This is a genomic window from Pelatocladus sp. BLCC-F211 (assembly GCF_041928655.1).
In the GTDB taxonomy this organism is placed as follows: domain Bacteria; phylum Cyanobacteriota; class Cyanobacteriia; order Cyanobacteriales; family Nostocaceae; genus Pelatocladus.
Window position 1 is genome coordinate 1 of the sequence record NZ_JBHFLM010000041.1, and the last position, 23,025, is coordinate 23,025.

The 23,025-nt window shown below is 41.0% G+C and carries 18 protein-coding genes and 1 pseudogene; 6 read left to right on the forward strand and 13 right to left on the reverse strand.

Going from position 1 to position 23,025, the window contains the following annotated elements; translation table 11 throughout:
- Positions 1–203 precede the first annotated feature (203 nt).
- The 5 genes from ACE1AT_RS03685 to topA form a co-directional block, all read right to left on the reverse strand.
- The gene (locus ACE1AT_RS03685; protein ID WP_374865953.1) at positions 204–2,816 is read right to left on the reverse strand and encodes an HD family phosphohydrolase; all 2,613 of its coding nucleotides are present in this window, start codon (positions 2,814–2,816) and stop codon (positions 204–206) included.
- A 322-nt stretch (positions 2,817–3,138) separates the two neighbouring features.
- The gene (locus tag ACE1AT_RS03690; protein WP_374865954.1) at positions 3,139–4,068 is read right to left on the reverse strand and encodes an ADP-ribosylglycohydrolase family protein; all 930 of its coding nucleotides are present in this window, start codon (positions 4,066–4,068) and stop codon (positions 3,139–3,141) included.
- 232 nt (positions 4,069–4,300) lie between these two features.
- A complete protein-coding gene (gene aroQ / locus ACE1AT_RS03695) occupies positions 4,301–4,777 on the reverse strand; it encodes a type II 3-dehydroquinate dehydratase (protein WP_374865955.1) in 477 nt (158 codons plus the stop codon).
- A 10-nt stretch (positions 4,778–4,787) separates the two neighbouring features.
- Positions 4,788–5,120: a hypothetical protein gene (locus ACE1AT_RS03700; RefSeq protein ID WP_374866005.1), complete on the reverse strand. Its 333-nt coding sequence runs from the start codon at positions 5,118–5,120 to the stop codon at positions 4,788–4,790.
- Between the two features lie 297 nt (positions 5,121–5,417).
- Positions 5,418–8,078: a type I DNA topoisomerase gene (gene topA / locus ACE1AT_RS03705; protein WP_374865956.1), complete on the reverse strand. Its 2,661-nt coding sequence runs from the start codon at positions 8,076–8,078 to the stop codon at positions 5,418–5,420.
- A gap of 516 nt (positions 8,079–8,594) precedes the next feature.
- Here topA and ACE1AT_RS03710 point away from each other — a divergent pair.
- The 3 genes from ACE1AT_RS03710 to ACE1AT_RS03720 all read left to right on the forward strand — a co-directional run bounded on the left by ACE1AT_RS03710 (position 8,595) and on the right by ACE1AT_RS03720 (position 11,715).
- The gene (locus tag ACE1AT_RS03710; RefSeq protein WP_374866000.1) at positions 8,595–8,900 is read left to right on the forward strand and encodes a hypothetical protein; all 306 of its coding nucleotides are present in this window, start codon (positions 8,595–8,597) and stop codon (positions 8,898–8,900) included.
- 475 nt (positions 8,901–9,375) lie between these two features.
- On the forward strand, positions 9,376–9,690 hold the full coding sequence (locus ACE1AT_RS03715) for an RNA-binding protein (protein WP_044450830.1): 315 nt from the start codon (positions 9,376–9,378) through the stop codon (positions 9,688–9,690).
- 462 nt (positions 9,691–10,152) lie between these two features.
- A complete protein-coding gene (locus ACE1AT_RS03720; protein ID WP_374865957.1) occupies positions 10,153–11,715 on the forward strand; it encodes an NAD(P)H-quinone oxidoreductase subunit N in 1,563 nt (520 codons plus the stop codon).
- Positions 11,716–12,091: 376 nt separating this feature from the next.
- On the opposite strand, the gene ACE1AT_RS03725 is transcribed toward ACE1AT_RS03720, so the two are convergent.
- Both ACE1AT_RS03725 and ACE1AT_RS03730 read right to left on the reverse strand, forming a co-directional pair.
- Entirely contained in the window at positions 12,092–12,421 is a 330-nt protein-coding gene (locus tag ACE1AT_RS03725; RefSeq protein ID WP_374866001.1) for a hypothetical protein, read from the reverse strand.
- A gap of 121 nt (positions 12,422–12,542) precedes the next feature.
- Complete coding sequence (locus tag ACE1AT_RS03730) at positions 12,543–13,502, reverse strand: orange carotenoid-binding protein (protein WP_374865958.1); 960 nt, start codon at positions 13,500–13,502, stop codon at positions 12,543–12,545.
- Between the two features lie 375 nt (positions 13,503–13,877).
- Between ACE1AT_RS03730 and ACE1AT_RS03735 the strand changes: the two genes are divergently transcribed.
- Together ACE1AT_RS03735 and ACE1AT_RS03740 are read left to right on the forward strand one after the other, a co-directional pair.
- Positions 13,878–14,069: a CbtB-domain containing protein gene (locus ACE1AT_RS03735; protein WP_374865959.1), complete on the forward strand. Its 192-nt coding sequence runs from the start codon at positions 13,878–13,880 to the stop codon at positions 14,067–14,069.
- 46 nt (positions 14,070–14,115) lie between these two features.
- The gene (locus tag ACE1AT_RS03740) at positions 14,116–15,267 is read left to right on the forward strand and encodes a hypothetical protein (RefSeq protein ID WP_374865960.1); all 1,152 of its coding nucleotides are present in this window, start codon (positions 14,116–14,118) and stop codon (positions 15,265–15,267) included.
- A gap of 113 nt (positions 15,268–15,380) precedes the next feature.
- On the opposite strand, the gene ACE1AT_RS03745 is transcribed toward ACE1AT_RS03740, so the two are convergent.
- The 3 genes from ACE1AT_RS03745 to ACE1AT_RS03755 form a co-directional block, all read right to left on the reverse strand.
- The gene (locus tag ACE1AT_RS03745; protein ID WP_374865961.1) at positions 15,381–15,749 is read right to left on the reverse strand and encodes a hypothetical protein; all 369 of its coding nucleotides are present in this window, start codon (positions 15,747–15,749) and stop codon (positions 15,381–15,383) included.
- 324 nt (positions 15,750–16,073) lie between these two features.
- Positions 16,074–17,072, reverse strand: coding sequence for an RNA polymerase sigma factor, RpoD/SigA family (locus ACE1AT_RS03750; RefSeq protein WP_374865962.1), 999 nt, complete (start codon positions 17,070–17,072; stop codon positions 16,074–16,076).
- A gap of 403 nt (positions 17,073–17,475) precedes the next feature.
- On the reverse strand, positions 17,476–18,153 hold the full coding sequence (locus ACE1AT_RS03755) for a sugar transferase (RefSeq protein ID WP_374865963.1): 678 nt from the start codon (positions 18,151–18,153) through the stop codon (positions 17,476–17,478).
- A gap of 632 nt (positions 18,154–18,785) precedes the next feature.
- On the opposite strand from ACE1AT_RS03755, the gene ACE1AT_RS03760 reads away from it, so the two are divergent.
- The gene (locus ACE1AT_RS03760) at positions 18,786–19,088 is read left to right on the forward strand and encodes a hypothetical protein (RefSeq protein ID WP_017312470.1); all 303 of its coding nucleotides are present in this window, start codon (positions 18,786–18,788) and stop codon (positions 19,086–19,088) included.
- 73 nt (positions 19,089–19,161) lie between these two features.
- On the opposite strand, the gene surE is transcribed toward ACE1AT_RS03760, so the two are convergent.
- The 3 genes and pseudogenes from surE to ACE1AT_RS03775 all read right to left on the reverse strand — a co-directional run bounded on the left by surE (position 19,162) and on the right by ACE1AT_RS03775 (position 22,927).
- Entirely contained in the window at positions 19,162–19,899 is a 738-nt protein-coding gene (surE, locus tag ACE1AT_RS03765) for a 5'/3'-nucleotidase SurE (RefSeq protein ID WP_374865964.1), read from the reverse strand.
- Between the two features lie 440 nt (positions 19,900–20,339).
- Entirely contained in the window at positions 20,340–20,603 is a 264-nt protein-coding gene (locus ACE1AT_RS03770) for a four helix bundle protein (RefSeq protein WP_374865965.1), read from the reverse strand.
- Between the two features lie 206 nt (positions 20,604–20,809).
- Positions 20,810–22,927 (reverse strand): annotated as a pseudogene (locus ACE1AT_RS03775) (SUMF1/EgtB/PvdO family nonheme iron enzyme).
- Positions 22,928–23,025 lie beyond the last annotated feature (98 nt).

Consider the following 23,025-nt stretch of genomic DNA (forward strand, 5'->3'; position numbering starts at 1 on the left):
TGAATAAGTAAGCGCAACGCCTGTATCGCATCGGTAGCAGGTCTGAGCGTCTAGAGGCATCTTGACAATGCCCATTTGGATTCGGCTGTTGCTGAATCTGATGCGAGAATCTGCGTCTCTTCAGAGCGCAGAGTGTCAACAAGAGGTTTTCATTTTCCAGAATTTACACATTGAAAAAGCTTGGTAAGGCTGAAACAGCCCTGCTAATTCCCAGATTTGAGCTTGGGATAAGCAATACGTTTATGATGGAATTGTTGCCAAACTTCTACAAAAATTTCGGCAATTCTCGTCATTTCTTCCCGTGTTAGCCCTGAATCTACCAATTGCTTGTCTTTCCATCGAGCGCGGAGAATATTGTTAACCATCACCAAAGCTTGTTCACAACTAGCATCTTTGAGCGATCGCAATGCTGCTTCACAGGAATCTGCTAACATGACAATTCCTGTTTCCCGTGATTGAGGAATAGGCCCATCGTAGCGAAAGTCTGCCTCATCTACTGTCAAGCTCGGATCTTCTTTCGCCATCTGTTGAGCTTGATGATAGAAATAAGCTATTTGCATCGTGCCTTGATGTTCTGGAATAAAAGCTTGAATCGAGGAAGGTAAACTGTGTTTTTTTGCCATTGCCAAACCTTCACTGACATGCTTTTTAATGATGTCAGCACTATGCCAAGGGTCTTTGATTTCTGTATCATGCTTGTTTGGTCCCCCCATTTGATTTTCAATAAAGGATTGGGGGTCATGCATTTTACCAATATCATGATATAATGTACCAGCCCTAACTAATTCAATGTTGCATCCTAATTCTTTAGCAGCAGCCTCAGCCAAAGTAGATACAAATAGCGTATGCTGAAAAGTACCAGGAGCAACTGTTGCTAGTTTTTTTAATAAAGGACGGTTCGGACTTGCTAGTTCTGCCAAGCGAATCGGAGTCACTAAATCAAATAATTTTTCTAAATAAGGGCTTAACCCTAACGCCACAATACTCCAAGCTAAACCAGACAAGGCAAAAAACCCTGCTTCTTTGAGTACAACATAAAAAGAAGGACCAAAAGCTGCACCTAAGAAGATTTGAGCCAGTAGGTAAACACCACCTTCGGTGAAGGCGATCGCCACACTTAAAAGTGCTAATTCCTCACGCGATCGCAGTCGATGCGCCATACAACTGCCTAACAATCCCCCAGCCGCACCAGCGAACAGCGATACTTTACTGATTTCTAGGCTCATGCCTAATAATATCATCAGTAATCCTACCACTGTCACACCCGCAGTTGCACCATAAAAGCTACCCAGCAATAAACCCACACCACTCCAAGTGGTGTAAGGTGTACCCATGGTGAGTACTAAAGGTGTACTTAAAGTTAGTAACAATACCAACAGGCGATCGCTTTGTCGCCATCGATATTTAATCCTTCGTTCAACTAAAGTAAAAATTCCCACACCACCGCTGACAGTTCCCGCCAAATATAGCAATCCCCGCCAGTTAATTTCCCGACGCAGTAAATGGTAATGTTCTAGTATATCTAAATGCCAATTTGTAATGCGATCGCCTTTGCGGATAATGACTTCACCTTGCTCTACCGCTACAATTACAGGCTTGACTTCCGCAGCAGCCATTGCTGCTTGTAATTGGGTTTGTTCTTCATCTTGTTTGAGATTCGGTTCCAAAATATCCACCAGCAGTTTCTGAGCAAAAGATTCTGCTTGTTTTGGTACCAAGTTACGCACATGCAGATTGACTGCATTTTGTAAGATAGCAGGAGGTAGTCCTGGGGAGATACCTTGAGCTAAAATCCGCTCTGCACTCTGCTGAATCCCTTTTTGAGTTTTTACCCAGTCTTCATCAGATAAATTTAGAAACAAAGTTGTTTCGTAGGCAGTTTGAGGGTTTTCACTCAGCAGTTGTGATAACTTAATGGTGGCTTGGATGTAGCCTTGGCGTGCTTGAGAAACTTTATCTAAGAGTGAAACCAATTTCTGTGTAGAACTCTTCAGACGGTAAGCTTCTAATTCTGCCATTGCTTGTGTAAATTCTGCACTTTTGAACAGATCAATGGGTTTAACTTCCGGCTTGGAGTTAACGTTGAGTAAGGAAGGCTTTGACTCCGAGGAAGACAAGGTACGATCTGGATGTGATGGTGTGAAAACATTCTCAGCGTCTCCAACTCTTGGCGTATTGAGATTTTGATTTTGTTCTTTTGTTTTAATGAAAATGCTTTTAAGTTTTTGAGTTAATACTCCTGATTTTTTTTCATTGCTATGTTCTAAAGCTACTAGTAAGGCCTCCCATTCTGAGTCAGCACAGGAGCGCAGATAACGCTGACTAGAAATAGACAAAACAAAAGTATCAAAAAAAGGAAAAGAATCGGCAGCAGCTCGAATTTCATTACCTCTAGCCAGAAGTTTTTGTAATTTAAGCTTGATTTGTTGATTAATATTTTCATCAACCATCAACACTGGCACAAATGCTTTACTAACATCTTTGCGCCGTGCTTCTGTTTTGTTTGTATCCTCAATCAGGCTACTGTAGGGCGCTCGAATGGTCTCTGGTGCAGTACTGCCCATCTTTAATTGGGGTTGGTTGTATAACTTTTGCCCCATTACACCAGTAAGAGACACCACTGCAATTACGAAAACAACAGGAGCAGGTTTTCCAGATAGACAACCGGTAGTTGTCTTTGAGTGTGGCGCTCTTTGTTTGTTATATTTGCCTTTCACAGTTGATTTCGATAAATGTAAACGGTGTAGGGCTTTGGAAAGTCGCTTCCAGTGAATAAATCGCTGAGTCAACGATTGAAAAAAAGGCTGCGTTTTCATCGTTTCTGACCGCAGTTGCTTGCTTGATTAATTGTCTTGAGGAAAACACTTGAAGCCCGCTTGCCACAATTGCTACCTACAGAATCCGAATTGCATTTTAATGTTTTCCCTCTATATAGTATATTTTTTTACTAAAAGTTAATTTATTGTAATAGATAATTTTTATGGTTTATACTTCGCACGATAAGTAAGGTAGTCCCAATCAAAAAATTTCATCACCACTCATAAAAATCTCTTCCCCAATTTCCAATCCCTGAACGCGAGTGCGTCTCATGACGGAGAATCCCTGATCCCTGATCTTTATTTCAACTCAGAAGTGAGATTAACGTAGTCGAATGACGCGGGGAGCTGTGATCGCCTCTAGGGAAGCGTAACTTAGAGTTATAGGCCATTCTGCTCTCACTTCACCTTGGTTCAAAGTAGAATGATACACTCCTGACCAAGTAGCCACAAGTGTATCTGTTAATTTTACCATTTGGGGTAAGTCGGTTGTTTGCCATTGTGCCGGACTGTTTTTAGCAAGTAAAAACCGCCAACTGACAGGAATGCCTGTTGTAGCGTTATAGGCTCCTGATAAAGCAGCAGTAATTGTACTGAGATAAACCGAAGGCGAGTTAACTTTAGTAGCTCGTAAAACTGAAAGGCGAAAGTCTTCTAAACTACTAACAAAGCAATAAAAAGCAATTGCTAGGTCATAACTGAGCTTTTCTTCTGTACAGAACTCAGCTTGTATTATTTCTAATCCAGCTTGTTTTTCTAATAAATTGTGTAATTTCAATAAAATCTGTGGTACAGATGTGGGTGTTTCTTCCAAAAAGCCAATAATTTGCGGAATCAAGGTAGAAGAAGTAAGTTTTTCTCTGAAAGATTGAGCGATCGCATAGCCTACTGCGAGAGTCCAATCTTCTATAACTGGGTTACTATGCCAAATTTTGACTACATTTAGCAAATTTTGTCGCAGTTTGATATTGTGTTCATGAAAAAACAATATTACTGGTAGTGTGGACAAAATTACTTGTAGTGAAGCGTGTGTATTGTTTTCAACAATAATTCCCGATTCTTGCTGACGCCTACTCCAATCATCTAAATCGAATCTACCCAGTTCGATTAAACTTTCAGCACCCGTAATCATCATTTTTTGCCAATAGCTAGATGCAAACTTTTGCATCTGCCCGCCTTCCAAGGCTAAAATTTCCCCAATTAAAGCCCCTAGTATAGTGCCTCTAGTGCGGCTAGCAAGAGAATAACGCATAAGTTAATGGGAATAGGGGGATCGGGGACACGGGAAGGGGGACACGGGGAGCCACTGCGCCCTTGCGGGTTAAGAGCGTTGTAGCACGTGGCGTGGACAAGGGGGACAACTTCTCAGTTATCAGTTATCAGTTATCAGTGATCAAATTAAACTGGTAACTGGTAACTGGTAACTGGTAACTGTTAACTGATTCATGCCCAATGCCCAATGACAAATGACAATTGCCTAACAACTAACTGCTAACAAATATACTTTGTCTTAAAAAACACACTAATGCCTGTAATCCCAGGATATAACTTTGTGAGCCAAAACCGCTGATTTGACCAATGGCAATTGGGGCAATATAGGAGTGATGACGGAACTCCTCTCGTTTATAAATGTTGCTTAAATGTACTTCCACTGTAGGTAGATTTACAGCAGCGATCGCATCTCGCAATGCTACACTAGTGTGGGTGTAGGCTCCAGCATTAATCAAAATGCCTTGGTGTTTTCCCAAGGCATCATGAATTGCATCTACCAATACCCCTTCATGATTTGATTGCATGATAGATACTTTCACTGCCAGTTTTTGTCCTTCCGCTTCTAACTGGCGGTTAATTTCAGCCAAACTCAAGGAGCCATAAATACCAGGCTCTCGCTGTCCTAGCAGATTCAGGTTTGGACCATGCAACACTAGAACGTTTAAGGGGCTTAATTTCAATTCCTGCACTTTTGCCCTCTTAGCGACGGCGTGAGCGATCGTCTACAGGAATGGGAATTAGCTCCGGTTCTGGCTCTGCTTCTGGCCCTAAAAGGGCTTCAATTAGCTTACGTGCCAATTCCTTAACCTTTTCTAGCACCTTTTCAATATAGTCCATTGGACTGACCGCTCCTGAAATACTAACTCGATTTTTTCGGTTATCAGCTACGGAGAAACTTAGCTTTTTTGCACTCTGGCTTTCGATCAGACAATTTATATTCCCGTATTCCGGGTTTGAGCCACTTCTTAAAATTATAGTGTTATTTTCTCCGTTATTTTTTAGAGTATCACATCCTTCATCTAGACGGCTCATCTCTTGTGACATACTCCTACACTGAGCGCAAGCAGTACAGTGCAGGCTTCTCAAGCAATCCAGCGATAGGAATCCTATTTGATTTTTGTTGGTGTAGCCTGCGCTCTGCGCTTAAAAAACTCAGTACACGTTTATTTCTTGTTCCCTGTTAAGAGTTAAGAGTTCTCTCTCTACGAGTGATTCAGGAATCAAGTCAGATTCCTATATTTTGAGTACGAATCAGAACGTTCTTGAATTGAGTTAATGTTGGAAGCCCCAACTTGCTTCGCTGAAGTTGGGGTACTTCACCTATTGCATTTAGCTAGTTTTTTTGGCAGTTGTCGTTGACGATTTGGCTTTTGTTGATTTGCTACGAGAACTAGTTGTTGATTTAGTAGTTTTGCGAGTAGATTTGCTGCTCGATGCTTTAGTTGCTAGCAACTCTAATGCTGTATCCAGCGTGATATTTTCTGGTGATGTATCTTCTGGGAGACTGACATTAGTTTTACCGTGCTTGATGTAAGGCCCGTATGGTCCATCATAGATGTTCACAGGTTCGCTATCTTCTGGGTGAGTTCCCAATTCCCGTAAAGCCGTCTTAGATTTACTACTTGCGCTGCGTCCTTTTTTCGGTTCGGACAATAATTCTAATGCACGGTCAAAGGAAATTGTCAATACATTGTCACCGGCTTTTAGAGAGCGATAGTCTTTACCCTCCTTGGCATTATGCACGACATAAGGGCCAAAGCGTCCCAAGTTTGCTTGAATGGTTGCACCTGTTTCTGGATGTGTGCCTAGTGTCCGTGGTAGGGATAAAAGACCAACAGCAATATCTAAGGTGACATCTTCTGGCTTCACAGCCTTGGGTAGAGAAGCTTGTTTCGGTTTAGGATTTTCATCAGACTTGTCACCCAATTGCACGTAAGGGCCGTAGGGGCCTATGAGTAAATAAATGGGTTCACCTGTTTCGGGGTGACGTCCTACCTCGTCTGGTCCAGAGGTTTTTTGTCTGAGCAAGGTTTCGATCTTTTGGGGATCGAGATCAGCAGGAGTCAAGTCTCTAGGAATTGATGCTGTAACAACACCATCACCATTTTCAACTTCGATATAGGGACCAAATTTACCAATACGGATTTTGGCGTCTATATTTTCTAGTTCAACAGTTCTAGCTTCGTTAGCATCAATCTGGTCTTCTTTTTGCTTGACTAGTGTTTCTAGACCTTGATCTCCAAGATAAAATTTCTGCAAGTAGGGTAGCCAGTGAGCTTCGCCAGTAGCGATATCGTCTAGAGTTTGCTCCATTTTGGAGGTAAAACTAGGATCAACGACATCACAGAAGTATTTTTCTAGCAGTTCAGTCACAGCAAAAGCAGTGAAGCTGGGGATCAAGGCATTATTTGTCAGTTGGGCGTAACCTTTGTCGATAATGGTGCCAATAATACTGGCATAGGTACTAGGACGTCCAATGCCTTCGCTTTCTAAGGTTTTGACTAAAGTCGCTTCACTAAACCTGGCTGGGGGTTGGGTTTCGTGTTTGATTGTTTCTAAGTCTTGACAATCGGGATGCTCTCCAACTTTGAGGTCAGGCAAAATGATTTCTTGGTCTTCTAGTGCAGCTTCGGGATCATCAGATCCTTCGACGTAGGCGCGTAGGTAGCCGGGAAAATCGATGCGTTTACCAGAAGAACGAAATCCAGCATCTTCCACTTGCAATTGTACTGTGATTTGGGTTTGGCGAGAGTCAGCCATTTGGCAGGCGACGGTACGTTTCCAAATCAAATCGTAGAGTTTGAGTTCGCGATCGCTCAACCCTGTTTCTTGGGGGGTGCGGAAGGTGCTACCAGCCGGACGAATGGCTTCGTGGGCTTCTTGTGCGCCTTTTGATTTGGTGGTGTACTGTCGCGGTTGAGGACTAAGGTATTGTTTGCCGTATAGTTGTTCTACACAGCTACGGGCAGCTGCTATAGCCTGTTCCGACAAATGCACCGAGTCTGTACGCATGTAGGTAATATACCCCTGTTCGTACAAACTTTGAGCGACCCGCATTGTATCCCTTGCCGAAAGCCGCAATTTGCGGTTTGCTTCCTGCTGCAAAGTGGAAGTAGTAAACGGTGGTGCTGGTTTGCGCGATACTGGACGTTCTTCGATATCTGTAACTGTCCAAGTTTGATCACTCAGGCGTTGTTTGAGGGCTTCAGCTTCGGTTTGCTTGAGCAGCACGACTTTGCGATCGCCGACTATTTTCCCTGTGGTAGAGTCAAAATCGCTACCAGTTGCTAGTCTGGTTCCTGCCAAGGTGACAAGTACAGCAGTAAAGAACTGCTCTTTGCTCTTTTGTGTTGACGAGGGAGTCAAAGTAGCTTTCAAATCCCAGTATGTCGCTTGTTTGAAAGCACGGCGTTCCCGTTCTCGGTTCACCAGCAACCGCACTGCTACGGACTGTACACGACCCGCAGATAATCCCCAAGCAATTTTTTTCCACAGCAGAGGAGACAGGGTATAACCCACTAGTCGATCCAGAATTCGCCGTGTTTCTTGGGCGCGAACTAACTGCTCGTCTATACTGCGGCAGTTTTGCAGAGCTTTTTTGATGGCTTCTTGAGTAATTTCATGAAACACCATCCGCTTAGTTGGCACTTTCGGTTTAAGCAACTGGTACAAATGCCAACTAATGCTTTCACCTTCTCGGTCTTCATCTGTTGCCAATATCAGCTCAGATGCGTCTTTGAGAGCCTCTTTGAGCTGGGTGACAATTTTCTTTTTGTCCTTGGGAACGACATACAGTGGTTCAAAGTCGGCGTCTACATTAACCCCTAGCTGCGCCCATTTTTCCCCTTTGACATTGGCGGGAATTTCGCTAGCCGACTGGGGTAGGTCACGCACATGACCCATAGATGCTTCTACCCGATAGCTTTTTGGCAGGTAGTTGCGAATGGTACGAGCTTTGGTCGGAGATTCGACGATGACAAGAGTTGACATGGAAATTTAAAAAAAAGAATAGCTGCAAAGCTAAATAGTCACTAAACAGTCAAATTGAAATAATTGGGAGGTAAATGTCAAGATTATCAGTCACTAGAGGTATGTGATTTCATCCTCACACAAACTACTCGCAAAGTAATCCCCTAAAATTCCAGCGTCAGGCATTTGCCATGTCCGCAGGTAGTATTTCCCAAAGGGTGGGGTAATTACAACTGCGAATTTCCAGTTATTTCAATCTTTAACTTATCTGAGGCATATTTGGCGACTATTATTTTGAAAATTGCACTTTTTGGTCAATGGTCAATGGTCAATGCCCACTCCAAGTACACTACCCTACGGTAACGCCTGACAGCGAAAGAGAAACCCCAAGAGTCACGTCTACAAACTCGTTCCACCTCTCCACTTCACCCATTTCTCCATTTTTCCTACTCTTTTCTCTAGGTTGTGGCAAAATTAAATCAAATTTTATAAGAGTCTGTAATGCGGCCTGCGTATATTCAGTGGGAGAATAAAGACATGCAACCAATCCGTCAAGGCGATGTGATTTTACTGCCTGTACAGCACACCATACAGCAAATCGAAGGACAAAAGCTACCACATTTGACTTTAGCAGAAGGTGAAGTTACGGGACACAAACACCGTATCATTGAGGGACAGGCGGAATTATACGAAGAAAATGGTACTCTTTACCTGCGTGTCTATTCAGAAGAAGCAACACTTGCTCACGAAGAGCATAAGGAGATTTCTATCCCTAAAGGTACGTGGATGGTGCGAATTCAGCGAGAATATCAACCTCAAGGTTGGCGATATGTGGCAGATTGAAAAACATTTTTGACAAGTATATACCTGTTAGCAAAATTTTATATTGCTTGTGCTATGTTTTTTGGACTGAGACTGAAAAATTTAGCCTATCAGACAGGTAAAACTAGTTATAAAACCAAGCACAACTTACTATCTAATTATTTAATTCAGCAATTAAAATTTCCCGACGTTCATATATGTTTAGTCTGATTTAAATTACCCCGTGGCGGGACTATGCCCCGCCCTCATTTTGTCCTAGTTGCGTAAGTCCTGATTAATTTATTCTTTGGAAGTTGCTAATAGGATTAATCGTAAAAAATAATACATTTTGCTTTAAAAAACGACACAAAAGAGCAAATTTCGCCTTGCTGAAATCGAGTTTATGTTAAAATAAGCTCGGAGAACAAAGTTCGGCGGTGGTGTTCTTGTTTTTGTTGAAAACTGCAAGTGGCTCTCCGAATGAACGGCTCTGCATAACTGAATTCTGGAGAGATTAATGTCAATTTACGTAGGCAACCTATCCTACAACGTTAGCCAAGAAGAATTAAGCGACGTATTTTCAGAGTATGGCACTGTGACGCGAGTTCAACTTCCCACGGATCGGGAAACAGGTCGCTCACGAGGTTTTGGTTTCGTAGAAATGGAATCAGAAGAAGCAGAAACGGCTGCTATTAATGCCTTGGATGGTGCCGAATGGAAAGGTCGCGTAATGAAAGTTAATAAAGCCAGACCACGGGAGGAAAAAGGTGGGCGTTCCAACGGTAATAGCTGGGGAAAAGCTAACGCCGGTGGATACTCTCGACGCTATTAAGTTTTGAATGAACTTATCGAGAATTTGGGTCTAAAACCCCGTCCTTCGCTTGATGGCTTTACAGAGATATTTGGTACAAAATAGCTAGTCGCCTTAGGGCATTGGGAGACTCTAAACGGACGTGGAGAAACTGTAGACTACAAGCGTAGCAAGTTTCTGTGAAGCGTCAACTAATACTCGCTCGTTCAGGACGAGGGGGTATATCAAAACTATTCGCCAAGCGCAATATAATTACGCGAGAACAGCAGATTCTATCATACACTGAATCTGCTTATTATTTTGAAAATTTTTATTGGGTAGTGGTAAAAAACCAATAACTAACAAATAACAAACTTAAGCATAAATTAATTTGATGGTATTGATCCCGTAATACAGACATATTCGCAAAACTTTAGTTAAAAACACAATAGAATTAACACAGTTGATTCCTTAAATGTCTAATAGCCAAAACCTATACAGCTCATGGATTTTGCTAATGTTGCATCCCAGTTGAATGCTGGAACGATATTACCAGAGGGAATTGTCATCATCACCCTCTTGGGGGTTTTGATAGTGGACTTGATTTTGGGGCGCAGTTCTTCACGCTGGATTGGATATCTAGCGATCGCAGGTTTGCTTGCTTCCATAGTCGCCCTCTATTTTAAATGGGATAATGCCAATCCCCTATTCTTTGCTGGTGCTTTCAACGGCGATAACCTCAGTATTGTCTTTCGCGGGATTGTGGCTTTGTCCGCAGCAGTGACAATTTTGATGTCAATTCGTTACGTTGAGCAAAGTGGCACCCCTTTAGCGGAATTCATAGCGATTTTGCTGACAGCTACCTTGGGAGGAATGTTTTTATCAGGGGCCAATGAACTAGTGATGATTTTCATCTCACTAGAAACCTTGAGTATTTCCTCTTATTTGCTGACTGGTTATACCAAGCGCGATCCCCGTTCTAATGAAGCAGCACTGAAGTATTTGTTAATTGGTGCTGCGAGTACGGCAGTATTTTTATATGGCGTTTCTTTGCTGTATGGTTTGTCTGGTGGACAAACAGAACTTAGTGCGATCGCTAATGGTATCGCCACAGCTAACCTGTCTCAATCATTGGGTATAGTTATTGCCCTGGTATTTACCATTGCAGGTATTGGCTTTAAAATCTCCGCCGCACCCTTTCACCAGTGGACACCAGACGTTTATGAAGGCGCACCCACCCCTGTTATTGCCTTTTTGTCTGTCGGTTCCAAAGCGGCTGGTTTTGCCCTTGCGATTCGTTTGCTGACAAATGTTTTCCCTCTTGTCGCCGAAGAGTGGAAGTTTGTCTTCACCGCCTTAGCTGTGCTGAGTATGGTGTTGGGTAACGTCGTCGCCTTAGCACAAACCAGCATGAAACGGATGTTAGCTTATTCATCCATTGCTCAAGCAGGGTTTGTGATGATTGGCTTGATTGCTGACACCCAAGCCGGATACGCCAGCATGATATTTTATCTGTTGGTCTATCTGTTTATGAACCTGTGCGGCTTTACTTGTGTGATTCTCTTCTCTCTACGGACGGGAACTGACCAAATTGCTGAATACTCTGGTTTATATCAGAAAGATGCACTGTTGACTTTGGGATTAAGTATTTCCCTGTTGTCATTAGGTGGTATTCCGCCCTTGGCTGGCTTCTTTGGCAAGATTTACCTATTCTGGGCTGGTTGGCAAGCAGGTCTTTACTGGTTAGTTTTGTTGGGATTAATTACTAGTGTCGTCTCCATCTATTACTACATTCGCGTAGTGAAGATGATGGTGGTTAAAGAACCCCAAGAAATGTCCGACGCTGTGAAAAATTATCCCGAAATTCGTTGGAATTTGCCTGGGTTTAGACCTTTGCAAGTGGGTTTGATAACTACTTTGATCGCCACTACAATTGCTGGGATTTTGTCGAATCCATTATTTACCTTGGCTAACAATTCCGTCACCGATATTCCAACTTTGCAAGCTAAAACAGTTGCTAGTACACAAGTAAATGTGATTTCTACTGAACAAACCGAGGGGCTGTAGATTTAATTGCAAATACTTGCTCTGTTTAATATTTTGCAACAAGACGCCTGACATTTTTGTCAGGCGTTTTTGCGTATTTAAACCTCGTCCATCTTGAAAAGAGGAGTTTTTCAAAAAGGACATTATGTAGGTTGGGTGGAACGGAGTGTAACCCAACATTAACCAGACTATAATCAAAATGCTAAAAGCGATCGCTCGTTGAGCCTGGAAAACTTGAGAGCGATCGCTATTCAAAACACATCCCACAAACTGGGGAAGATTAAACTATGATATCAATCTCAAACTCAAAGTCAAATACTCATTTGTTAAGAGAAAGCAGTTAATTGATATTAGGTATTGTGAACTTAGCAAATTGCCACCAATGACTAATACCAAATTATATACGGGTAAGAGCCGCTATTTTAGTCAGCTTATCTGTATTCAATCCCTTTAGTTCATCGAGATGTAGCCAACCTTCTTTGACCAATCTCGCAAACACAAAGATGAGAACTGAATATCTGTAGTCGTACTTGCCATCTATCTCGTGTCTCCTTGCACTCAAGAAATTGTGTAATTGCCATATATGATCAAGCTGTGCGATCGCACTTGCTTTTTCGCGAACTTCCTTGATCAAAGTATCGATTTCTCGCTCATAAGCTCTCTCGAAGGCTTTTTGAGCTACTTCTTTCTCAGTCTTAGACCACTCAGCGTCACTCACTTGCTTGATTAACCCTAAAATCTATGCAGTTATTTTTTATATCAACTTGTGCCATCTACCTCAAATAACGGAGCGCTCTGTGTTAAGAGCGCTCACGTAATTAGTCAGGCTTACTTACACTGAGCTTTCTCTAGCGAACTAAATTCAAAAGTTCTTTGGGAGAAGCCAGTAAATCAATTGCTACAAAGAAAATCTTGCCTTTAGGATTGAGCAAAAATCGCCAAGCCATATTCATTCCCACAGCAGCGCCAAACCACGGAGTTTGTACTTTACCAGTGACTTTCACCTGGGTATAGCCATCTTCTGCTGGTTCCGCAACGCCTCGCTCCGGCATTAATTTGAGGTTTTGACATTCCTCATTAAAAAATCGAAGAATTGCATCTCTGCCAACAATTGGTTTTTGGAAAGGAGGTTGCAGAGCAGCATCAGGCGCGAACAGATCAATCAAAGCTCCAAAGTCATTGGCATTCAAATTATCCATGTAACTCAGCACCGTTGGATTGTCAATTCCTTCAATGGTGACTTGAGTTCGCTGTGATACTTCTTTGGGAGCAACGACAGGTTCAGTAACTTTGCTATAGTCACCCAACTTGCTTGGATCAAACCCCATATCTACCACAGCACTGCGTAAGACTGTAATTTGTTGACCCTGATCCAGTTCTCTAACTGCTTGCAGCACTGCTGAAGCATTAGCAGAAAGCTGATAGCCTGCTGGGATTGGAGCAACGATACCCTGATCCATCCATTGCCCAAGTTGATACCAAAATCCTAGCTTGATGTTTGCAGACCAGGTAGCGTAAGTACGGCAAATCGGTGTATCAGCATGGTTTGCTAGGTCACACATAACCTGCGTTTGCTCAGAGAAAGTCATTTGCCGAATTTGATTCAAAGTTCCTTCTGCAAACTGCATACTAGCAGCCCCTGGAGCAGCAATCGTGATTGTTTTACCCATCTCAAGATAAGCAAACCAAGTCCATGCTAGTTGGTCTTCAGCACTAAGCTGATTGAATCTAGCGATCGTGGCTGGTACTGCATCAGCAGATAGAGTTTTTGGGAAAATACCACGAGCTGAGTCAATAGTAAACGGCATAAAAAAATTTACCTTACTAGGTTTGCAACTGGCAAAAAGATAACAAGGAGAGCATTTGGGCAATGTAACTTAGTCTCTCAATTATTAAGGTATCATAAAATATTACAAAAATTAATAAAAAGTAACTTATCTTTCACCAATTCCGCGCAGTGGTAGCACAGATGAAAGCTTGTTACCACGCTTTTGCAACGAGCCAAGGAACTAGTACTGGACTACTGGTTTTGTAGTAAGCGGCTCCAGCCCTTAAAGTAGCTATAGCGATCGCTCAAAGTAAGAAATTCATAACAACTATTGCAGCCAAAAAGTGTATAAATGTGAATTAACTACTAGACCAGCTGCTTAACAAACTGTTCTAGATTTTATGCGAGGTAGATAATGCATACACAAGCTCATCCTTCGGTTTGGCAAAAGACAGCCCAGGTGACTTTATCTCAGCCTGTGCAAGCAACACTGTACGTTTCACTCTGCGCTTTGACACTCTGGACTGTTTACTTCAGTACTCTGAGCGCAGTTCACAATCGCGCCCACTCTCTGCGTCACCACACTTTGATGGTAAGTTGCCACTAAACATCTATTTAGAGATCGCCTTGCAATAAATAAACTCAGGGTGAAAATGTCAAAATTTAAGTTTTCTGCACTCATCAGTTTTGCTTGTCTGATGAGTGTGGTTTTATATAGTTTGATTGGTTTCTCGCAGTCGCCTCAGCCAACTATACGACTGACAACAGAACCACCTGTTAATCAGATATCACCTTTTGAAGCTGAAGCCACCTCACCGCAATCACCTGTAAAGCTGAAACTGCAAGCAGTCGATGGCGCAGGTAAACCTTTAGAAAATGCCAAGATAAACCTGAAGATTTTAACTCCATCCAAAAATCCCTGGTTCACGACAGATTTTCCCATTGTAGAAGGTACAAAGCTTCTGGAGATGACTGCCAACGCCCCGAAAGGTGAACTGCAATGGCAGCAAATGTTACCCATCCGAGGTAAGTATCACTTCCAGGTTAATGTTACTCCTGATGTGGCAAATGCTTTCAACCCGATTGAACAAACTTTGACATTATCAGTACCGGAAAATTGGGTGAAGTTTCGCAATTTCGGTATTTTGGCTGTAATTTTATTGGTTGTCGGATTTGGTGGCGGCTGGGTGATTGGAGGACAGCAAAATATTCAACCAGGAGAAATTGCACCTGAACGAGTACGATTATTGTTGAGTGGGGCAATGATAGTGGCAATAATTGCCATGTTAGTCATTAACCTAAGTCCAAAAGTTGCCCATTCTCATACGGTCCAGCATACACTTAGCATAAATGACTCTGGGGTAGTAGAGCAAGGTGGTTTGCAGGCTCAAATTTTGGGAGATAAGAGTGCAAGTGTGGGACAAACTGCCACATTAGGAGTGAAAGTCATTGACCAAAAAACTAATCAGCCTGTCAAGGATATACTTTTAAACATCAAAACGACCCAACTAGAAGATGGATGGGCTGCTTTTGTCTACAAAGGTATTCCAGATGCTACAGGTCAGTTTACATGGCAGCAACAGTTTTTTGATGGCGCGCCTCATAAAGTAGAAATAGAAGTTTCTCCCTTGGCGAATGCAATCAGTCAATTTTCCCCTTTACGACTAGAAAGAGAAATCGAAGTAGAGGGAATTGCACCACCTCTAACAACTCGATTCATTGCTTTAGGTTATATGACTTTAATTGTCATAATTGGTTTATTCATTGGATTAGGACTACGCCGAAATTTGGCAACCCAAAACTGATGGTCTAATTATAGATATTTTGTAATAAATAGAGATGCTGCTTTGCAACATCTCTATTTGTTTATATATGCCTTCTTTAATTATGCGATCGCATTCACAAATACATAAAAATTTTAATAAACCACAGGTGCTTGACCACGCAAAGCACGTAGAGCATTCATACAATAAGGACAATCGCAACCAAATGTAGCGAGTGCAGCATCACTTTCCTCTTCAGTAAAGTTGAGCATTGCTACTTTATCGTTGGAAAAATTGACTGCGTTGAATTTAGATGCAGTAGAATAACGGGGATCTACTTTGGAAGCCCGTATACACACAAAGCGATCATAACTAACGTGAGGATGTCTGATGCAGGCTTCTCCGTCTTGAAGACGAATTACTGGTGAAGCCGCATGAGCAGGATTTACTATTCCGATTACAGATAATAAAGAAGTGAAAATGGTAGGACTTGCAAGCAAAGCTAATGCTAATTTCTTATTCATGACCTTTCCAAAAAAATCAAGTTTCTCAACGCTAGCAACTCTGAAATTAAGTTTCCAGCGTTAACCAAGATAATAATCAAAGATAGCAGTAAAATCTATAATTTATGCAACTTTTATTTTTTATGATATAAAAAATAAACAATATTTTCGATACAAAAGTTCACGTAATTTTTGCCCAAAATCAGGGTATTAAAATCTATTCCCTAATTCCCCTTCTCCCTTCGCTCCTAATCCCCAAAGTGGGTAGCGAGTTCCCCTGAGAGAACTCTATCTTCCCTTATCCCTATTCCCCATTTTTAAGAGAATAAACAGTTGCTGTTTTTACTAACTAGCTAAATAGCAACTAAGTTTATTCTGATGTCTTCGGAGAGTATTCAGAGCTTTTTGTTCTAATTGGCGCACCCTTTCTCGACTCATTCCAATCCGTTCACCAACTGCTGCTAATGAGAGTTCATTTCCATCAATTAAACCAAAGCGTAAAGTCAATATTTCCTGTTGTTGAGGAGGTAATTTAGATAACAGGTTTTGAATATCTTGATTCAGAGATTTTTGAATTGTGTAGTTTTCAGGAGATAAACCATCATCTTCTAACATCTCCTGTAATTCTGTATCTAATTCCGTCCCAACTCGCATTTCTAAAGAAACGGGTTGACGTGCAGAAAGCCAGTGTTGTCTAATTTCATCAGGTTCTAAATCAAGTACTTGAGCAATTTCTGCTGTGCTGGGGGTACGCCCTAATTTCTGTGATAATTCTCGTTGAGTAGATTTAATTTTGTTTAGTTTTTCGGTGATGTGAATGGGTAAGCGAATTGTACGTCCTTGTTGTGCGATCGCTCGTGTCATAGCTTGGCGAATCCACCAATAAGCATAAGTCGAAAATTTGTAGCCCTTTGTTGGATCAAATTTCTCAATTCCTCGTTCTAGTCCTAAAGTACCTTCTTGAATTAAATCTAACAAATCTAAATTACGTTTTTGGTATTTTTTAGCAATAGAAACGACTAATCGCAAATTAGATACTAGCATTTTCTGCTTGGCTTGCTGCCCTTTATTTAACAAATAAAGCAATTGTTCTTCACTCATTTTGAGACTATTTGCCCACTCTTGTAGTGTGGGTTCACGCTTTAATTCCAATGCCAATTTATCTTGTACAGCTAATATAGCTATCATCTGCTGTACTTGTTTAGATAAAAAAATCTCTTGTTCATAATTCAATAGAGGAATACGCCCAATTTCATGAAGATAAGTACGCACCATATCAAACTGAGATGTAGAGTTTTTAGTTTTAATATGGGCTTCTTTCTTTAGAGGTATCGTATTGTTCATAAATTGTTGTAGAAACTAAAACTCAATAATTGGAAGTAATGTTGTGCATCAAACTTTTTTCTGCCAGAGTACTAGTTAGGTTTGTAGTAAGGACTTTAGTCCTTTCTTGAGGACTAAAGTCCTTACTACGAACTCTTTTAGCCTGTCAAAATCTTTGTGGCGGAGTACTAGTAGTACTGTCAGATGTGAACTCAAGATAATATTTGATGCTCATTGAGTATATAAACACCAGCTTGAGGTGAATATGTTTAACTTAAAACCCTAATGTTTCACAGATGTGTCAAACTATTGAAGAATAGATGTCAACAAATTTTAAATATAATCAAATAAAAAATCAGACGAGGACGAAACCTCCATCTGAAAAAATATGGTATATTATAAAACTAAGTATAAATGGTATTAGCTAGAAAGCTCCTACTCTACCAACAAGAATATAGAAAGTTTTGGCGATTAAAAATAAGTCATATAAGGGATGCCATTTTTTTTGGTATTGCAAGTCTAGATCGACAATTTGCTCAAAGTCTTTTATATGGGAACGACCACTAGTTTGCCATTCACCAGTTAAACCAGGTTTAACATTTAAACGTTGCCAATGACGTTGATTGTAATGTGCTACTTCGTCATTTGTGGGTGGACGTGTTCCGACTAAACTCATTTCACCGACTAGGACATTCCAAAATTGTGGTAGTTCGTCTAAGCTGGTGCTTCGTAATATCCGCCCAACCTTGGTGACTCGGAAGTCATTCTTATTTTTAAATATAAGTCCGTTAGCTTCGTTTTTAACTAAGTACTTTAATTGTTCAGCCTCAGAAAGCATTGAGCGGAATTTACGAATATAAAACGGACGTCCGTGTAATCCGTAACGTTTTTGTGTGAAAAAAATCGGGCCAGGACTGTCTATTTTAATGGCGATCGCAATCGGTATAAATACGAGTGCTAGTATAAATAATCCAATTATGCTACCCAGAATATCTAAGCAACGCTTAAATTTAGACTTTACTGAGAGATGAGGATAAAATGATAAGTCCCATGTGTTAGAGGTTGCACCTTCAACAACGGTTGTAAATGGTATTTCGTACATTGTCAAGCCGAGTGTTGAGTGAAAAACGTGTTTTTATGTATCTTATATTTCGACTATAGACTCAGCTTTCTTCTAATTATTCAACCACAACCGTATATTCACTGAATCTTCATTTAGTTGATCAGGATCATCATTTTTTATAAATTTCACATAAAGCACGTTTAATATATCTTATGGACGATGAAAAATCATTTTGGGTGTGGATATTACAAGTAGTTGTGTTAGAATTTGCTATCAAATGATTGTAATTATTGACACATTGAATTATTGCCTGTTACATAAAAGTATCAGCTTAGAATCTTCCACTAAAATATTAGTCTCAAGGTTAGAGAAAGAGGATTTTGCTTTGTATAAAAGGCAAATTAAATACTAAAAACGTGCAGTAAATCTGACGTTGGTTTTCTCTATCACAATCAAAAATGAGACTCCGTGGTGGATAAAAATGACACTTTACTTTTTGGGAGTGTCGAGTTGAAAATTTGTACTTCTGGGGCGTAACTTATCTTAATCGAAGTCTGGAAAAATCCCAGATTAATATGAAAGTGGCAATAGCTGCTTGCATTCAACTTATTTAAAAATTAAGCAACAAGAAATTTACTGTAATGCGATCTCAAGATTGAGGAGCGGGATAAATGGTTATAGCAGGGGCGGAAATAAAAGTAGGTCGCTTAGAATCAATTGTTGAGCAAATTGGGGAAGCTGTACTCGCTACTACAGAAACTATCGAGCGTTTAGCTCAAAGAGTGGATAATCTCAGCACCCAAGTTGAAGAACAAGGAAAACAGTTGCAGCAGCAGGGTTATCAAATCTTAGCTTTATGTGATGCAGTGCAAACTCTGGCTGAAACACAGGATGATTCGCTGCAAAGAATATCCCAGTTGACAAACAATCTCGACCGTCTGATGCAACTCATTGAAGCACCAGAAGATTCTTGAAGAGTGATCAGTGAACAGTGATTAGTTGACAGTTATTAAATTGATAGCTTATCAGTGATCACTGATCACTGATTTATACTTTTAACTGGGTAACTGCTATTTTACCTGAAAAGCAAACATCAACATCACTCCCAGGAATACGATCGCGCTGTTGATAGACGCCAGCATAATGAAACTCATCACCTTCTATACGGTAGTTAATCGGTAATGGTTTAGTACAAGGGTGACAAAATACAACTTCTGGATCGGGTTCTCCTGGTAAAAGATGGGGTAAATTCACATTCCAAAAATTTCCCGGTTCCAAAGGACGGTTGAGTAAATCAGCTAAAACATTCGCTGTCCACCGTGCTGCTAGATCCCAATCAACAGTGAGTTTACGTTTATGATAGTGAGAGACTGCAATCCCAGGAATACCATGCATTGCTGCTTCCCGTACCGCCGCAACAGTACCAGAAATATAAGCATCTACCCCTAAATTACCACCGGCGTTGATCCCAGAGATGACAAATTTGACATGCTCACAGATATGTGATATTGCTATTCTCACGCAATCAGCTGGAGTTCCGGCGATCGCATACTCATGATCTGAGCGATGGTGAACGTGTATCGGTTTAGTTGTGGTGACTTGATGACCACAGCCAGAGAGATGATCTCTAGGAGCAGCTATGATTACTGATAAAGGAGTACTGGGTGCTGGGTGTTTGCCATTCAACAGTTCCAAACTGCTAATACCAAGTTTGTTTACAGCTTTCTGGAGTGCTTGAATACCTGGGGCGTCAATACCATCATCATTAGTGAGAATTAAGGTCATAATATTTTGGCAATATCCAACTTTTTGATTTTCTCCTTTTTAGCTCTCTAGTTGTAGAGACGCGATATATCGCGTCTCTACAAAGTTTAAATGTTAATCGATTTGTCTTATCCAAGCAGTATTGATTAGTAATGGCGATCGCATTGCAATACTTCTCGGTGAAGAATTTTTCGACATTGTTTTGGTCTGTAGAGACGTTGCACTGCAACGTCTCTACACTGCAACGTCTCCAAACAATATTTTTGATATTGGATATTTTATTGTCAAAAAATGATTGAGTCGGACCACTGTTCGATTTTGCAATCTACCAAGCCTATCAGTTATCAGTTATCAGTTATCAGTCTATTGATTGGTGGTTAATTTTTGTTTTTTTGAGGATTGAGAACAGAATTTTTCCTATTTCATCTGCATCCTGATAAATGCTATCAAACGCTTTTTGCTCAATGTATTCTGTATCTTTTAACAAAGAAAGGCAATATATATTTCGTTTCCAAGCATTCTTTATAAGCAATAGAAATTTTGGCGGAAAAATCTGCTTGAGATATTGCTCCATTAGCTTCAGCAATATTGGCTCCGATTGATGTTCCGCTTCTGATTAATTGCTTCGATAAAATATATTCTTTCTTCTCTTCGGAAATATATTTGTAGGCGTTTACAATCCGAATGGCAAATTTATATGCTTTCTCATAAACTAAACTATTCATGATTGACTGATAACTGATAACTGATAACTGAATTCCTGCCCCATCTTCAATTTCTCAAACAAGTGAGAAAACTGATTAGAAATGGTGTATGATAATGTGTAGAGAAAGACACCCAATTTTTTGAAAAAATATTTGATCGCGCTTCGCGCGGGAAGAAGAGAAAAGAATAAGAAGTGTAAAGGGCAAGAGCGCGAGAGTGTCAAGTGCTAGTAAGTCCTCGGCGCAACACCGCACACAACCCGAAAACCGACGCTGTAGGGATCGAAGTCTGGGTTGCCGTAGTAGCGGTTGGCAGAACGACAGAATCCAGGAACTTAGCTCCAAGAACCACCACGCAGCAGCCGATAACTTCCACTACCTTCTAACCACGCACTACAGTCTGTCGGCGCTCCATCGTAATTATTATGATATTTATCTAGACACCACTCCCATATATTACCACACATATCGTATAAACCAAAAGAGTTAGGAGGAAATATTCCTACGTCTGTTGTTTGTTGGCGATATTCACCTTTTGGTGCAGAAGCGTAAGTATAATTTCCGTTATAGTTTGCTAAATCAGTGGTAATCGTTTCACCAAAATAAAAAGGTGTAGTAGTTCCTGCACGAGCTGCATATTCCCATTCTGCTTCACTTGGCAGTCTATAAGTCCGTCCTGTTTTCTGACTTAAGCGTTCGCAGAATTCTACAGCATTATGCCAAGATACTGTTTCTACAGGTCGTCTTTCCCCTTTGAACCTAGAAGGGTTACTACCTATAATTGCCTGATATTGTGCTTGGGTAACTACATACTTACCCATAAAGAAACTAGGAACTGTAACCTCATGCTGTGGCCCTTCATTGTTTCTTCTTCCCTCTTCCCCTTCCGGTGAACCCATGAGAAATTTACCACCTGGTATCTGCACCATTTCCAAGGTGACACCATTTCCCAAGTCTTCAACAAAGTATTTTGCTTCGCAGTGACGACGGTTGGTAATGTTTCCTCGTGCATCGACGGTGACAGTTTCAAATTGGAAGGTTTGTAGAGTTATACCTTGTGGTGATGGTGCTGGTGAGAAATCGGATTTCTTTACGAGTTGGGAAATAGGAATTTCTACAACTTGAGGTGAGCTAGATTTGCTTGAAGTAGCACTGGGTTGAGAAGACAATAAAGCGTCAATTTCATTGAGTTCATTACTGAGCTTATCCAGCCTAGCGACTTCTTCTTGAAGTTGCTGTTCTAACTGAAATTTTACTGTCACACTAGTTTCAATCGCTAAAGCTTTCCTGATTTGTTGTATTTTCTGACTGCGAAGATTCCACTCTTGTTGTACTCCGTCTCGTTTTTGTTGTAATCGGCGCTGTTGTTCAATGCTTAAGCTTTGGGGTGGGTGCTGAACTGGTTGCGGATTTGGTGGATTAGACAAATCGGGAAATGAAGTGTTTCGCAATCGTTCAATTCTTTGGATTGCTCTAATTGCATCCATATCTACACCCGCAGCTAGCACCCGAATCCACAGTTGCTCTGCTAAATCTAAATTTCTTTCCTCAGTTTCTGCATGATAAGCATCTATTTTCAACGTAGCGATTTCAGCGAGACTTGCATATCGTGGTATAAGAATCAGATGAGATTTATTTACAGGTTCAGCGATAATACAAGGTGTTTGCCTTTTATTTTTATGCTGACGAACAACTTCAGGCACACGAAAACTGAGATACTGGTTTAACCGTTCAACAGTGGCACATTTACCCTGAATTCCTAATCCTTCCAGAAGCGCATAGGTAAAAGCACCTTGTTGTAAAGCTTCAATTTCATAAGAATATTCTTGGGGACTACAGGAAAAAATGCTGATTACTCCTTGTTGACGCGCTTGTTCAGCCGTTTGTCGTCCAATTCCTTCACCTGCACGAGTCCCAAGACTGCGACAAGCATCTAAAATCATCACTATATTATCAGCACCACAGCGACGCAGGCGTTCAGTGACAAAGTTAATCGGAATCGCCGTATTTTCAATATCCTCTGGGTCGCCATCACAAGGCATGAGATAATCGCGGTCAGTGTGGCGTATACCGTGACCACTAAAGAAAAACCAAAGATTATCCCCTGCTCCCATAAAAGGCTGTTCAAATAGCTGGCGCAAGAGTCGCAGTAAATTTGTGCGGTTGGGGCGAGTTGATTTTCCATTAATATCAGGGGAATCATCCGAGAAGAAGAATATTCTCTCACATCCTGCCTCGTTACGCAGAAATTCCTGCATTAATTGTGCATCCCGCTTGGCATAATTTAGGGGTTGCAGGTACTCGTATTGATTAATACCAATAGTTATTGCCCAATTTTTCGCCATCTCATACCAATTTAATTAGGGGTTGCAACATATCATTGGTTTGAGACGCGATGAATCGGTTTAAGTTTAAGACGCGATTTATCGCGTCTCTACAATAT

Bases quoted from the DNA above. Each gene is read 5' to 3' on its own strand.
- ACE1AT_RS03685 (WP_374865953.1), bottom strand. From the start codon at position 2,816: ATGAAAACGCAGCCTTTTTTTCAATCGTTGACTCAGCGATTTATTCAC.
- ACE1AT_RS03690 (WP_374865954.1), bottom strand. From the start codon at position 4,068: ATGCGTTATTCTCTTGCTAGCCGCACTAGAGGCACTATACTAGGGGCT.
- ACE1AT_RS03700 (WP_374866005.1), bottom strand. From the start codon at position 5,120: ATGAGCCGTCTAGATGAAGGATGTGATACTCTAAAAAATAACGGAGAA.
- topA (WP_374865956.1), bottom strand. From the start codon at position 8,078: ATGTCAACTCTTGTCATCGTCGAATCTCCGACCAAAGCTCGTACCATT.
- ACE1AT_RS03710 (WP_374866000.1), top strand. From the start codon at position 8,595: ATGCAACCAATCCGTCAAGGCGATGTGATTTTACTGCCTGTACAGCAC.
- ACE1AT_RS03715 (WP_044450830.1), top strand. From the start codon at position 9,376: ATGTCAATTTACGTAGGCAACCTATCCTACAACGTTAGCCAAGAAGAA.
- ACE1AT_RS03720 (WP_374865957.1), top strand. From the start codon at position 10,153: ATGGATTTTGCTAATGTTGCATCCCAGTTGAATGCTGGAACGATATTA.
- ACE1AT_RS03730 (WP_374865958.1), bottom strand. From the start codon at position 13,502: ATGCCGTTTACTATTGACTCAGCTCGTGGTATTTTCCCAAAAACTCTA.
- ACE1AT_RS03735 (WP_374865959.1), top strand. From the start codon at position 13,878: ATGCATACACAAGCTCATCCTTCGGTTTGGCAAAAGACAGCCCAGGTG.
- ACE1AT_RS03740 (WP_374865960.1), top strand. From the start codon at position 14,116: ATGTCAAAATTTAAGTTTTCTGCACTCATCAGTTTTGCTTGTCTGATG.
- ACE1AT_RS03745 (WP_374865961.1), bottom strand. From the start codon at position 15,749: ATGAATAAGAAATTAGCATTAGCTTTGCTTGCAAGTCCTACCATTTTC.
- ACE1AT_RS03750 (WP_374865962.1), bottom strand. From the start codon at position 17,072: ATGAACAATACGATACCTCTAAAGAAAGAAGCCCATATTAAAACTAAA.
- ACE1AT_RS03755 (WP_374865963.1), bottom strand. From the start codon at position 18,153: ATGTACGAAATACCATTTACAACCGTTGTTGAAGGTGCAACCTCTAAC.
- ACE1AT_RS03760 (WP_017312470.1), top strand. From the start codon at position 18,786: ATGGTTATAGCAGGGGCGGAAATAAAAGTAGGTCGCTTAGAATCAATT.
- surE (WP_374865964.1), bottom strand. From the start codon at position 19,899: ATGACCTTAATTCTCACTAATGATGATGGTATTGACGCCCCAGGTATT.
- ACE1AT_RS03770 (WP_374865965.1), bottom strand. From the start codon at position 20,603: ATGAATAGTTTAGTTTATGAGAAAGCATATAAATTTGCCATTCGGATT.